This window comes from Tundrisphaera macrotermitis (assembly GCF_051175315.1).
Classification (GTDB): Bacteria; Planctomycetota; Planctomycetia; order Isosphaerales; family Isosphaeraceae; genus Tundrisphaera.
Genome location: NZ_CP195100.1, coordinates 2,147,332 through 2,160,263 on the forward strand (window position 1 = coordinate 2,147,332; position 12,932 = coordinate 2,160,263).

General features: G+C 71.9%; 10 protein-coding genes. 7 read left to right on the plus strand and 3 right to left on the minus strand.

Going from position 1 to position 12,932, the window contains the following annotated elements; all coding sequences use genetic code 11:
* Nucleotide 1: 1 nt before the first annotated feature.
* From TA3x_RS08740 to TA3x_RS08755, 4 genes are all read left to right on the plus strand, one after another.
* Nucleotides 2–631 (plus strand): DotU family type IV/VI secretion system protein, encoded by a 630-nt coding sequence (locus TA3x_RS08740; RefSeq protein WP_435020292.1) that lies wholly within the window; start codon nt 2–4, stop codon nt 629–631.
* A 28-nt stretch (nt 632–659) separates the two neighbouring features.
* Nucleotides 660–1,823, plus strand: a complete 1,164-nt coding sequence (locus tag TA3x_RS08745) for an SGNH/GDSL hydrolase family protein (protein WP_435020294.1) — start codon at nt 660–662, stop codon at nt 1,821–1,823.
* A 37-nt stretch (nt 1,824–1,860) separates the two neighbouring features.
* Nucleotides 1,861–3,255, plus strand: a complete 1,395-nt coding sequence (locus tag TA3x_RS08750; RefSeq protein ID WP_435020296.1) for a type VI secretion protein IcmF/TssM N-terminal domain-containing protein — start codon at nt 1,861–1,863, stop codon at nt 3,253–3,255.
* 148 nt (nt 3,256–3,403) lie between these two features.
* Nucleotides 3,404–3,766 (plus strand): hypothetical protein, encoded by a 363-nt coding sequence (locus TA3x_RS08755; RefSeq protein WP_435020298.1) that lies wholly within the window; start codon nt 3,404–3,406, stop codon nt 3,764–3,766.
* A gap of 62 nt (nt 3,767–3,828) precedes the next feature.
* On the opposite strand, the gene TA3x_RS08760 is transcribed toward TA3x_RS08755, so the two are convergent.
* Nucleotides 3,829–4,947 (minus strand): Fic family protein, encoded by a 1,119-nt coding sequence (locus TA3x_RS08760; RefSeq protein ID WP_435020300.1) that lies wholly within the window; start codon nt 4,945–4,947, stop codon nt 3,829–3,831.
* Nucleotides 4,948–5,246: 299 nt separating this feature from the next.
* Here TA3x_RS08760 and TA3x_RS08765 point away from each other — a divergent pair, with 299 nt between their 5' ends.
* From TA3x_RS08765 to TA3x_RS08775, 3 genes are all read left to right on the plus strand, one after another.
* Complete coding sequence (locus TA3x_RS08765) at nt 5,247–7,154, plus strand: hypothetical protein (RefSeq protein WP_435020302.1); 1,908 nt, start codon at nt 5,247–5,249, stop codon at nt 7,152–7,154.
* A 24-nt stretch (nt 7,155–7,178) separates the two neighbouring features.
* Complete coding sequence (locus TA3x_RS08770) at nt 7,179–8,867, plus strand: hypothetical protein (protein ID WP_435020304.1); 1,689 nt, start codon at nt 7,179–7,181, stop codon at nt 8,865–8,867.
* Nucleotides 8,868–9,209: 342 nt separating this feature from the next.
* Entirely contained in the window at nt 9,210–10,835 is a 1,626-nt protein-coding gene (locus tag TA3x_RS08775) for a reverse transcriptase family protein (protein ID WP_435020306.1), read from the plus strand.
* Between the two features lie 448 nt (nt 10,836–11,283).
* Here TA3x_RS08775 and TA3x_RS08780 read toward each other — a convergent pair whose 3' ends face one another.
* Nucleotides 11,284–11,673 (minus strand): YidH family protein, encoded by a 390-nt coding sequence (locus tag TA3x_RS08780; protein WP_435020308.1) that lies wholly within the window; start codon nt 11,671–11,673, stop codon nt 11,284–11,286.
* Nucleotides 11,674–11,907: 234 nt separating this feature from the next.
* The gene (locus TA3x_RS08785) at nt 11,908–12,912 is read right to left on the minus strand and encodes a zinc-dependent alcohol dehydrogenase family protein (RefSeq protein ID WP_435020310.1); all 1,005 of its coding nucleotides are present in this window, start codon (nt 12,910–12,912) and stop codon (nt 11,908–11,910) included.
* Nucleotides 12,913–12,932: the final 20 nt, after the last annotated feature.

Sequence of the window (12,932 nt, forward strand, 5' to 3'; positions counted from 1 at the left end):
CATGACCGAATCGTTCGCCAACCTGGTCTTCCCGGTGATCCGCCGGCTGGTCGATTTCCGGGCCCGGGTCGAGGCGGGCGAGAATCCCCCGCTGGAGGCCGAGCGGGCGGCGATCCTCGCGGATCTCGACGAGGCCGACGGGAAGTCGCGATCGTCAACCCAGCTCGCCCACGACTTCGCCCTGGCCAGGTGCGCCCTGGTCTACTGGATCGACGAGGTCATGCTCACCTCGCGCTGGGCGCATGCGGGGGAGTGGAAGGAGCGGATCCTCGAATTCGAGATCTACGGGAAGTGGGAGGGGGGCGAGCTGTTCTACGAGAAGGCCCACGAGGCCGAACGGCTGGCCGGGACCGACCCGCTGGAGGTCTTCTTCCTGTGCGCCGCGCTCGGCTTCCAGGGCCGGTATGCGTTCGACCACCCGGCGTACCTGGCCTGGGTGGATCGGGTCTACCAGAGGATCGCCGCCGGCAGCCCGTTCCCGGACCGGTTCCTCCCCGACGACGCCGTGCCCCGCGAGCCGCTGGCCCCGTTGCCGGGCCAGTCGATCCTGCTGGCGGTCAGCATCCTGGTCTCGGCCACCGTCCTCGCCACCCTGGCGGGGCTGATCGTCGCCGTCCATACGTCCCTCTGACAACCATCTCGCGGAGATGTTTCGCCCGATGCCCCAACCTCGACGCCACGCGACGCCCAGGACGCTAATCTTGACGCTCTTCACGCTGATGGCCCCGATCCGGAGCGAGGCCGGGGAGCATCTCGGCGGCTACCCTCTCGATGAGTCCCACCTGAGTTCGCCGTTCTGGCGGTCCAGGACGCAATTCGGCGAGTCGGTGCTGTTCCTCAAGGAGCCGGACCGGGCGACGGCCGACGGGACGCTGCTGCTCCGGCCGGCGACGGTCCGCCGGGTGCGCAACGCCCAGACCGGCGAGGTCTACGAGGCCGGCCGCGACTACACGATCGACGCCCCGGGGCGCCGGCTGGTCGCGACCGAGGGCTCGCGGATCCCCCGCCTCGACCGCTCCGAACTGACCAAGCCCCCCCGGTCGCCCGGCTCCATCCCGCACAAGCTCGGCGATCCCGGGACCTGGATCCGCTATCAGGAGAACGGGTTCCACGCCCTGCAGGTGGAGGTCGACTACGACGCCGACGAGGCCTGGCCCGGCATCCGGCCCGCCCACCCCGACGCGGCCCTGGCCCGGGCGATCGCCAAGCTCAAGGCGAAGGGGGAGTTCAACCTCGTCGTCACCGGCGACAGCATCTCCACCGGGGCCAACGCGTCGCGCAAGGAGCTGCCCCCGCACCAGCCCGCCTACCCGGAACTGCTCGCCGCCGGGCTGGAGGCGAAGTATGGCGCACGGGTGCAACTGACCAACGTGTCGGTGGGCGGGGCGACCGTCGCCGGGGCGATGTCGTCGATCGACGCGGTGGTCGCGGCCCGGCCCGACCTGGTCATCGTCGCCTACGGGATGAACGACGTGGCCTCGCACGATACGGCCAAGTACGAGGACGGCGTGCGCCGGGTCATCGAGGCCGTGCGGGCCCGGGCCCCGGAAACGGACTTCATCCTGGTGGCGACCAGCCGGGGCAACCCCGACTGGGTCCACACCCCCGCCGACCAGTTCCCGCGCTTCCTCGAGGCCCTCTCCCGGCTGCGGGGCGACCACATCGCCCTGCTCGACCTGACCACGCTCTACGGCGAGATCCTGGCCCGCAAGCGGTTCATCGACCTCACGGGCAACGGGGTCAACCACCCCAACGACTGGGGCCACCGCTTCCACGCGCAGGCCTTTTTGGACCTCCTGACCGACGACGGCGCGACGCCCTGACCGGACCGCCGCAACCCCCGACCCCCCGGTGCCTCCCGTGATCTCCTGGGCGAAACGCTGGTTCTGGACCTTCCTGGCGGCCGCGGTGCTGGTCGCGCTGGGCGTCCTGTTCCTGTTCGTCCTGCCGCGCAGGACGGACCCCAACGCCTTTTTGGACCGCTCGCTGCCGCCGGCGATCGCGGACCACTTCTGGGCCTGGATCTACGCCCTGATCCTGGGCGTGTTCGCCTTCGCCTGGCTCCTGGCGCGGGCGATCCGCCGGGCGCGGGCCGCCGCGCCCGGCGGTGCGGAGATCGACCCGGCCGACCTGGCCACCGGCCCGGCCCGCTATCCGGAGTTGGAGGAGGCGTGGCGGCAGATCCGGATCCGCCTGAGCCAGGCGCAGATCGACCCGGGCGCCCGGAACGTGATCCTCCTGATCGCCCCTCACGAGGACTGGGCGGCGGCGCTGGTGCGGTCGGCGGGCCTCCCCCTGTTCGTCCAGGCCCCGGAGACCGACGCGCCGATCCACGCCTTCGCCACCCAGGACGCCCTGCTGATCAGCTGCTCGGGCATGTCCGCCTTCGGCACCCAGGAGGCTGACGGCGTGACGCGGATCGAGGCCCTGTGCCGGCTCCTCCTGGCCGAGAACCGGGATTGCCCGGTGATCCGGGGGGTGGTCGCCCTGTTCCCGGCCGGCTGGACCACGGCGGGGGAGTCGGTCCGCTGGGCCTCGGCCCTGCGCGATGACCTGAACGCGATCGAGCGCGTGACCCGGGTCCGCCCGCCGGTCTTCGCCCTGTTCCCCGAGATGGAGACGGTCCCCGGCTTCGCCGAGTTCATCCGCCGGATGCCCCGCGAGGCCCGCCAGCAGCGCGTCGGCTTCGCCGTGCCCCGGGACCATGCGCTGGGCGACGACGTCTCCCAGCGCGGCCTGGTCTGGCTGTCCGGCTGGTTCCACGCCTGGGCCCTGAACCTGATGGCCGGCGACCCCCTGGACGCCGACGGCAACGGTCGCCTGTTCGTCCTGGACCACGAGATCCGCCGCTACCGCTCGCGGTGGCGAAAAATCCTCGACGCCGCCCTGGCCACCCACCGCGAGAGCGAGCCCGCCCTGTTCCGGGGCGTCTACCTCACGGCCACCGGCGTCGGCGCCGACGACCAGGCCTTCTCCGCCGGCCTGTTCCGCGGCCCCCGCGCGCGGATCGTGGCCGACCACGCCGCCACCACCTGGACCGCCCAGGCCGAGGCCGACGACCGCCGCTATCGCCGGATCGCCCTCTGGGTCGGCCTCGTCGGGGCCCTGCTCACCCTGGGCACCTGGGCCTTCATCCTGCTCCGCATCGTCCACGAGCCGATCTGGTGGCTCGCCCCCCTCGCCCAGATCATCGCCTGGGCCCTCGCCCTCCGCCGCATCCTCCGCCGCCCCGCGCCGCCATCGGCCACAAGTTGACGCACGGGAAACTCAACCTTTGCCCCGGGCGAGTGCGATGATCCCGACGCGATCCAAAGCGAAACTGCCGCACCACCTCTCATACCCCGTCGGTGCCGGGATCATCACCGATGCGTTGGCCGGAGCGCCCCATTTCGAGGCCCTCTCCGTGGCATTCTGGAGCGCAGCCGTCTGGCCCGACTCGGAGTTCCGCCGCCTTCTCGCCGAGTGTTTGCCCTATCGGGTCATGGCGGCCGTGTACCAGCCCGCCCGCAAGCCCGGCCTCAGCGGGGCGGACTTCATGGTGCAGCGGGGCTGGTATGGAGAAAAATGGGAGTTGGAGGTCTACCCGGTGCTGTCCGAGTTCAGGCCGCTGGCCAACCGCTTGCTCCGGGAGGAGGGCCTTCCGTCCATCGCGGCATGGTTGAAGGCCTCCGACAGGCCCGGCTGGGCCAGGACATACCAGAGCATGGAACTCTGGTTCGACCCGGACGGCCAGTCCCTCATATCCAAGGTGCGTTCCGGCGTGTAACCCGGCGTGACAGCATTCGGCCAATTGGTGCTGGGCCCCGACCCAGACGACTCGAATTTTAACTATGCTCCTGCGTCGCGATCGATCAGAAGGTAATGCGTGCTCCGGCCGCCGGCGCTGGCCTTCGCCAGGACGCCCCGCCCGACGAGGTCGATGATGTCGCGATGGGCGGTGTCCTGGGAGCATTTGGCGAGCTTCGCCCACTTGGATGAGGTGAGATGGCCCTCGAACCCGTCCAGCAGGCGGTTGAGGACCTTGCGCTGGCGTTCGTTGATCGATGCGCCCGAGAGGGAGTCCCAGAAGCGGGCCTTTCGCAGGACTCGGGCCAGTGTCACCTCGGTCCCCTCGAACGCTCGGCCCAGGCAGCCGAGGAACCAGGCCATCCAGCGGGAGACGTCGAGCGTCCCTTTCTGGGTCGCCTCCAGGGTGCGGTAGTAATCGTCGCATTCGGCCCGGATTTGGGCCGACATGCTGTAGAACCGGTCGGGGCTCCCCTCGGAGCGGGCCAGGGCCATGTCGGCGATGGCGCGGGCGATCCGGCCGTTGCCGTCGTCGAACGGGTGGATGGTCACGAACCAGAGGTGGGCCAGGGCCGCCTTGAGGACCGGGTCCGTCGTCGGCGGTCGGTTGAACCAGGCCAGGAAGACGGCCATCTCGTCCGGGAGTCGGCCCGCGGCCGGGGCCTCGAAATGGACCCGCTCGTTGCCGATCCGGCCCGAGAGGACCCGCATCGGCCCGGAGGCGTCGTCGCGCCAGGCCCCGACCCGGATCGGGTGCAGGCCGCTCCTCCCGGTCGGGAACAGTGCCGCGTGCCAGTCGAAGAGCCGCCCCTCGGTCAGGGGCCGGTCGTAATGCCGCGTGGCGTCGAGCATCATCTCGACCACCCCCTCCACGTCCCGATCGGCGGGCTTGAGCGCGCCGATGTCCACGCCCAGGCGGCGGGCCAGGGAAGACCGGACCTGCTCCGGGTCGAGGGTCTCCCCCTCGATCTCGCTCGTCTTGAGCACGTCCCGGGTCAGGGTATCGAGGACGGCCTCCTCGCGGAGCCGAAAACCCAACGCCTCCATCCGGCCGACGAGGCGACCCTGCCGGTGTCGCACCGCCGCGAGCGGGGCCGCCAATGTCTCGTCGTTCCAGGAGAAGTCAGGCCAACGGTCGTTTTGGTGGATATACAACGTCATTCTCCGCAGGCACTGCGTGGATTGTACGCATCGATTTAGCCGTAGGAAACCTGATTCTCCGCGGTTTTGCGGAGAATGCGCCGGGCAATCTCCGCATTCCCGGATGGCCGGAAGATGAGCAGGTGGCTCCGGGACGTTCCCTCGAAGGGGGCGACCATTTCAGGATGGCGTGCCATGCCCCGATCGTCGGGCCTGTTGCAAGAGAGGGAGATGCCTGTACCCCTTTTCCGGTGGGGACGCTAGGATCGGGGCGAGAGGGAGCGGGATCAGGGCGAGACGGATCGAGGGGGCAGGGCGGGATGAGCGACGAACGGGCCGGATCGGAACGCAACCCCGCGATGCCGTGGGACCTGCTCGACCGGGGCGATCCCGGGTTCGTGGACGTCCTGCGGGGCATCCACGACGCCGACGCACTGGCGGACTTCGCCCTGGGCTGGTATCAGGATGACCGGCCGGCGGCGCGTCGGCTGCTGCACGACTACCTCGGCCGGCCGCTGAACGCGTTCCGCCACGAGGGGCTGGTCAAGCGGCTGTTCAAACTCGCCGAGGTCGCCCGCGACGACGCGACCATGGCCCGGTTCCTGGTCCTGTTCGACCGCTCGATTCGCCGGTCCCGCCGCAAGAAAGCCCGCCACGAGAACCGGAGGGTGGCCAACCGGGCCGAGGCCGACGCCCTGCTGGCGGAGTGGAAACCCCGGGGATTCCGTCTGCTCGGCATGCACCAGCCCCGCCCGGGCGGGATCGTCCAGATCCTGGGCTACTGGCCCGACGAGGTCATCGTCCAGCCCCGCGGCACCGACATGCCGCGCGACCGGAAGGGCGGGGTGAGCCGCTGGGATGCGCAGGCACGACGGCTGGTCCCGCCCGACGCCCCCAACCCGATCCCCCCCGCCGTGCCGGACTGGGCCGACCGCTTCCGCCTGTTCTCGGTCTCGACCCGGAAGTACCTCCGAAGGCGTTCCTGGCGCTACCTCCGCAACCTGGGCCGGCAGCAGCCGGGCCGGTACGTCGCGGCGGCCCGCGAGGCGCTTCTCCAGTACCGGGATGAGGATGCGCCCGACGGGCTGGCGCTGCTGGACAACTGGGGGCTGGTCCACATCCTGTTCCACGACAGCCCGGCCCTCGTCGCGGGGGCGAGCGGCTGGGCCCCGGCCGAGGGGCGATCGCTGGCCGACCTCGCCCCGGCGCCGGCCTTCGCGGCCCTTTGGGACGAGGCGCCCCGGGCGGTCGTCGACCTGCTGGGCCGGGCCCCAAGCCGGACCGTCCGCCAGTGGGCGATCCGGCGGATCCGCGAGCATCCGGACGGGGTCGCGGCGGCCTGGCCGGTGGCCGAGCGGATCGACCTGCTCGGCCACGCCGACCCCGACGTCGTGGCCCTGGCGGCGGAGTGGCTGGGCGGGGTGGACGGGCTGGACGCCCTGGGCTTCGACCGCTGGCTGGAACTGGTCGTCTCCACCAGCCCGGACTCGCTCGACCTCCTGTGCGACCTGGTCCGCCGCCACGTCCGCCCCCAGGACGTCTCCGCCGAGCAGGCCGCCGAACTGGCCTCGCGACGCCCGGCCCCGCTGGCCCGGCTGGGCCTGGACTGGCTCCGCGCTCGCCCCCTCGGCGAGCCCGCGGCCGATGCGCTCCTGACCCGCCTGCTGGAGGCCGAATGCCCTTCGGCCCGCGTCGAGATCCTGGCGTGGCTCCGCGAAAGCCTGGCCCGCCTGCCCGAGCATCGCGCCGACCGGGCCCTGCGGTTCCTGGACAGCCGCCACGCCGACGCCCGGGCCGAGGGATGGCGGTGGTTCCTCGCCGATCCGACGCTCCATCAGGACGTCGGGATCTGGCGGAAGCTCGCCGAGACGCCACATGACGACGTCCGGATCGCCCTGCTCGCCGACCTGGAGAAAAGGGCGGGCGGAGGGGACCCGTCCCGACTCGGCCTCGACCCGGGATCGCTGCGGCCGATGTGGGCATCGGTCCTCCTGAACGTCCACCGGGGGAACCGGGCCAAGCCGGTCGCGGTCCGGCAGATCGTCCAGGCCCTGCGCCGCAACCCCGACGCCGCTCCGGACCTGCTCCCCTTGCTGGGCGTGGCCCTCCGATCGGTGCGGGGCCCGGAACGTCGGGCGGGGCTGGCGGCGGTCGTCCAGCTGGTCGAGAAGAAGCCCGGGGTCGAGCCCCTGGCCCGGTCGTCGTTCCCGGAACTGGCCTGGTCCTGATCGAAAACAGGGATGAGGTGGTCGATGGATCTGGCAGTCGCTTATCAAGGCCGAAGTGCCGTGGTCGCAACCCCGGCCGGGTTGGCCGTGTCGCTGGCCCCCAACCTTCGCCGCGACCGGGTGGCGTTCGACGCCGCCCTGCGCCATCCCTTGCGCTTCCGGGAGGCGATCGGGGCGCTGCACGACGTGGTGATCGGCGACCTCCGCCGCGGGCCGCGGGACCGATCGGCCCGCAACGCCCACCGCCGCTCCGAGGCGGACCGCGAAGAGCGGCTCCGTCGCCAGGTCACCGCCCAGGCCCGCGCCGCGCACGCCGAGGCCAACCCCGAACTGGCCTTGCTGGAGGGGGAGTTCCGGCAGAAGCGGGCCCAGTACTGGAAGGCCCGGCGGGCCTATTCCGACCACCTGAGCCGCAACAACCCCAGGTTGTGGCGGCTCCTGATGCCCTGCGACCCGGTGGTCACGGTGGCCCCCGACGTCCTGTTCTTCGAGTGCTTCAGCGCCGATGAGAGCAGCTACGGCTGCCTGACCGTCGACCGCGAGGGCTTCGGCCCCGCCCGCGACGTGGCCGAGGGGACCACCAACGTCGACTACTCGTGGGCCCTGTACGAGCACTTCCAGGAACTCCGGAGCTACCGCGAGACCCGGTTCCTGATCGACCCGGGCGGCTTCGAGGTCGCGACCACGGGGCAGGGGGAGGGCTACCGCGAGGAGAAGATCCCGCTGCCCCCGAGCTGGCTCCGGGGCTTCCTCCAGCTCCAGTCGGCCATGGCCCTGCCCACCCGCCGGGTCCGGGTCGGCCGCGAGGGGCTGTACAACATCCTGGCCTTCCTGAAGCGGAACCGGGCCGCGAAGTCGCCCCGGGCCCTCCGGTTCGAGCTGGAGCCGGGCCGCCCGCCTTCGGTCGTCCTGGAGCCGTGGGAGAAGCGGATCGCCCTCCATGACCGCCCCTACGACGGCCCGAAATCCGAGGTGATCCGTACCTGGGGACGCGACCGCCTGCTGGTCCTGGCCCGGCTCCTGCCTTTGCTGGACGACGCGGAGGTGGACCTCCTGGGGACCGGCCTGCCCAGCTTCTGGTCGGTCCGGATGGGGGAGATGCGGCTGTTGCTCGGCCTGTCGGGCTGGACCGCCAACGACTGGACCGGGGCATCGGCGCTGGCCCAGCTCGCCCCGCCGGCCGACCCGGATCCGCTCGCCGTGGCCCGGGTCGCCGCCTCGTTCGGCGATGCCCCGGCCCAGAGCCTGGACCGGATCGTGGCCCGGACCGGCGACCCCGCGCCGGTGGTCGCCGCCGCGCTCAACACCCTGGCGCTGATGGGGCAGGTGATCTACGACCTCCACGCCGGGGCCTACCGCTGGCGCCAGGTCATGCCGGTGGCCCTGTCCGCCGAGCTGATCGGCCCCGAGGACCCGGAGACCGTCGCCGCCCGCTCGATGACCGCCACCCAGGGCATCCGCGTGACGAAGGACGAGACCCGGCCCGACGGCCTCCGCGTCCTGGAAGGGCTCGATTACCACCGCCCGATCTCCCTGCTGCTGGACGCCGACGGCCGGATGGTCGGCGGCAAATGCTCGTGCTCGCACCACTTCACCGGCGGCCTCCGCCGAGGCCCGTGCCGCCACCTGCAAGCCCTCCGCCTCAAGGCCTCGACCCCGGCCGATGCCGCCCCGGCCGGCCTGGCGGCCTGGTTCGCGTCGCTCTGGAACTGAGCTTCTTGACTTCGCGGGGTCGATCGGGGAAAGTCGGGGTCGAGACGGGGCGGGCCGGGCCCGAGACCACCTTGCTGCGGCGTTCCGCCGCGGTCGCAATCGCCCTCCCGTTCGCTTCCCCAGGGCCGTTGTTCTTTTGTCCCCGTCCGCACTATCGACGGGGCTGAGGCAACGAGGTTCCCCCGTCCGATAGTGCGGACGGGGACTCTGTGAACGACCCTGGTCGACGCTTCGAAGTCGGGCCGGCCCGCCTGTTTCCTCGCCCTTGCGGCGTGACGAGGGATTCTCACAGGATCGATCCCGGGTCGGCCCTCGCGACCCCGACGGAGCGGGGCGGCGTGCATGGGTTTCCTCGCTGATCTGGTCCGACGCGTCCTGGGCGCGGCACCCCGGGCCCCCGAGCCCGCCAAACCGATCCCCGCGGCCCCCAAGCCCGCCCCGGCGGCCCCGGCCGCCCGACCGAGCACCCCGGCGGGACCGCCGCCCGCGCCGACGCCGATCATCGACGCCCCCAGGACGCTCGGCCTGGATGCCGGCGACTTCCTCCCGGCCTCGCCGGCAGAGCTGGCCCAACAGGCCCAGGCCGGCGGGCCGGATTTCCGGTTCAACGTTTGGTTCGGCCGGACCGACCGGATCCCGCCCACCACCGACCCCCGGACCCTCCTGATCGACCGGGGCATGATCGGCCAGGGGCTGCTCACGCCCGAACAGCTGCGGGAGATCCACGAGGTCGGCGCGCGGATGGAACGCGTTCGCGAGGCTTCCGAGGCCGCCGAAGCCCGCGCCGGGCGGTCCGGCGACGAGGCCGTGGCGGCCGACCGCGCCGAACGGGCCCGGATCAAGGCGGCGAAGAAGGCCGAGGTCGCCGAGCGCCGCCGGCTCCACGCCGAGAAGGTCGCCCACCGCCACGCCACCGACATCGTCTACCTGGGCCGGGGCGTGTCGGGCCGCCTGAACGACCGGACCAGCGATCTCGCCGCCCTCGAAGCCCGGGGGATGCCCGCGCTCCAGACCCCGGCCGACCTGGCCGAGGCCCTCGGCCTGCCGGTCCCCCGGCTCCGCTGGCTCGCCTTCCACGCGGAGGCCGCCACCCGCGTCCACTACGTAGGCTTCGCGGTCCCCAAGCGGTCGGGCGGGACCCGATCACTGCTCGCACCCCATACCACCCTCGCCCTGGCCCAGCGCTGGATCCTGGAACGGATCGTGGCCCGGATGCCGGTCGAGGCCGAGGCCCACGGCTTCGCCCCCGGCCGGAGCATCCTCTCCAACGCCCTGCCGCACGCCGGAAAGGCGGTGGTGGCCAACCTCGACCTCGAAGCCTTCTTCCCGAGCATCGGCTTCCCCCGGGTCCGCTCGGTGTTCCAGCGTGCCGGGTACTCGCCGGCCGTGGCCACGATTTTGGCCCTGCTCTGCACCGAGTGCCCCCGGCGAACGGTCACCTACGACGGCACGACCTACCACGTCGCGACCGGCCCGCGCGGCCTGCCACAGGGCGCCTGCACCAGCCCCGGCCTGTCCAATCAGGTCGCCCGCCGGCTCGACCACCGCCTGGCCGGGCTCTCCGCCAAACTGGGCGCAACTTACACCCGATACGCCGACGACCTCACCTTCTCCGGCGGGCCCGACCTCGACCCCCGGGTCGGCTACCTCCTGGCCCGGGTCCGCCACCTGGCCTCGGCCGAGGGGTTCCGGGTCAACGAGGCGAAGACCCGCGTCCTCCGCCGCAACGCCGCCCAGACGGTCACCGGCCTCGTCGTCAACGACCGCCCCGGCGTCCCCCGCGACGAGGTCCGCCGCCTCCGCGCCATCCTCCACCGCGCCCGCACCGAGGGCCTCGCCGCCCAGAACCGCGACGGCCACCCCGACTTCCGCGCCTACCTCCTGGGCAAGATCGCCTTCGTCGGCATGGCCCGCCCCGAAGCCGGCGCCAAACTGCGGGCGGAGTTCGACTCCCTCCCGGCCGACTGATCCGCGACCCTGTTCGATCAGCACGTTGCAGGCGAAATCCCGCCCTTCGGACGATCGCCCGGGTCCGTCGTTGGCTTCGTTTGGGATTCACCTGTGGGTCCGACCCGGGTCCCGAGTTGGCTTCGTTTGGGATTCACCTCCGGGCCCGACCCGGGTCCCGAGTTGGCTTCGTTTCGCCGCCGACGAGATCACCCGGATCCACCATCCCGGGTCGATCCTCCGCCGGCGTTCGAGACGCGTCCCCGATGATGATGCGAGATCGGGCCACATTTCCAGGGCGGCGATCGGTCATTCGATCCCCCGGGCTTCGGCCATCGAAGCTCATCGTCGGCCCTGCGAAAAACGCCCCCGCTCACTTCCGCGTGGCCGAGGTCCCGAAGGCCCCCCCGGCGCGATGGCCGTCCGATCGATCGGCGCCTCCCGACCTCGGGCGATCGGGCGCAGCCCTTCAGACGGACAGCCTCGCAAGGTAGACGACCATCGCCAGCCCGAGGAGCGACAGGCCGGCCGCCACCACGATCCCGAGCGACAGCCTGGGCGGCCGATACGGCTCGCCCCGCCCGATCCCGCCCAGCACCCGGGCGTGCTCGATGGCCGCCATCACGTTCACCGCGACGCCGAAGATCACCAGACCCGTGCCGATCCAGAACGATAGGCCCGACGGATTCGCCGTGGCCACCCGGCCGGTAGCCGCCATCTCCCGGAGGAACAGGCCGAACCGGGCGACGACGAACCCGAACCCCATCATCGCCAGCCCGGTCCGGATCCAGGCCAGCAACGTGCGCTCGGCCGCGAACCGGACGCGAGGGTCCTCCGGCGTCTCAGGATCGTTGCCCATCGCCTTCCCTCGCTACGAACATCACGGACGGCCGGTGAACGCCGAGGAAGACCCGGCGATCCACGCGTTCACGACGGCCACGATCGACCTTCGTCGCTCGGGTCGCCCCGGCCGTCCTGGACCTCAGCACGTTCGGGACCGCTCGCCTCAAATAGCCCGCCGCAGCCGCGGGCGTTGGGCCGGCGAAGTCCGTCGGCCCGCCCGATTGCGCGAGGTCGTGCGGCTTCGGCTCCCTCAGATCGTGATCACCACCTTGCCGAAGTGCGAGCCGCTTTCCAGGTGGGCATAGGCGGCCGGGGCCTGGTCGAACGGGAAGACGCGGTCGATGACCGGGCGGATCTGGTTGGCGACGATGGCGCGGTTCATACTCTCGAACATGACCCGGGAGCCGACGAAGATCCCCTGGAGGCGGATGCTCCGCATCAGCAGGGGGCGGGGGTCGATCTCGCCGCCGGTCAGCACGCCGATCAGGGCGATGTGGCCGCCCGAGCGCACCGCCTTGATCGAGCGGGGCAGGGTGCCCGCGCCGCCGACCTCGACGATGTGGTCGACGCCCCGGCCGCCGGTCAGCTCGCGCACCGACTTCTCCCAGTCGGGCGTCGTCCGGTAGTTGATCCCGTCCGAGGCCCCCAGCGACAGGACCCGAGCCAGCTTCTCGTCGCTGCTGGAGGTGGCGATCACGCGGGCCCCGGCCGCCCGGGCGAACTGGAGGGCGAACACGGAGACGCCGCCGGTCCCCTGGACCAGCACCGAGTCTCCGGGCTTGATCCCGCCCGAGTCGACCAGCGCGTGCCAGGCCGTGACAGCGGCGCAGGGCAGGGTGGCGGCCTCCTCGTCGCTCAGGTGCTCGGGCGTGGCCACGACCCCGCCCTCGGGCAACACCGCGCGTTCGGCGAGCATCCCGACCCCGCCCGCGCCCAGTGCGGTCTTCGACGATTCATCATCGATCGGCCCGGCCTGCCAGTCGGGCATGAAGCAGCCGGCCACCCGGTCGCCGACGCGGAACCGCGTCACCCCCGGCCCGACCTCGTCCACGAGCCCCGCGCCGTCGGACACCGGCACCAGCGGGAGGGGCAGGTGCGGGCTGTACTGGCCCCGCGCGATCATCAGGTCGCGATAATTGAGCGACACCGCCCGGACCCGGATGGCCACCTCGCCCGGCCCCGGCTTCGGCTCGGGCACGTCGTCCCGATGCAGGGCGCCCACGCCGCCGAACTCGCCAATCCGATATGCCTTCATCTCACCGGCCTCCGACGCCC

Coding starts and splice junctions, on each gene's coding strand:
- TA3x_RS08740 (WP_435020292.1), top strand. CDS start 2: ATGACCGAATCGTTCGCCAACCTGGTCTTCCCGGTGATCCGCCGGCTG.
- TA3x_RS08745 (WP_435020294.1), top strand. CDS start 660: ATGCCCCAACCTCGACGCCACGCGACGCCCAGGACGCTAATCTTGACG.
- TA3x_RS08760 (WP_435020300.1), bottom strand. CDS start 4,947: ATGACGTTGTATATCCACCAAAACGACCGTTGGCCTGACTTCTCCTGG.
- TA3x_RS08765 (WP_435020302.1), top strand. CDS start 5,247: ATGAGCGACGAACGGGCCGGATCGGAACGCAACCCCGCGATGCCGTGG.
- TA3x_RS08770 (WP_435020304.1), top strand. CDS start 7,179: ATGGATCTGGCAGTCGCTTATCAAGGCCGAAGTGCCGTGGTCGCAACC.
- TA3x_RS08775 (WP_435020306.1), top strand. CDS start 9,210: ATGGGTTTCCTCGCTGATCTGGTCCGACGCGTCCTGGGCGCGGCACCC.
- TA3x_RS08780 (WP_435020308.1), bottom strand. CDS start 11,673: ATGGGCAACGATCCTGAGACGCCGGAGGACCCTCGCGTCCGGTTCGCG.
- TA3x_RS08785 (WP_435020310.1), bottom strand. CDS start 12,912: ATGAAGGCATATCGGATTGGCGAGTTCGGCGGCGTGGGCGCCCTGCAT.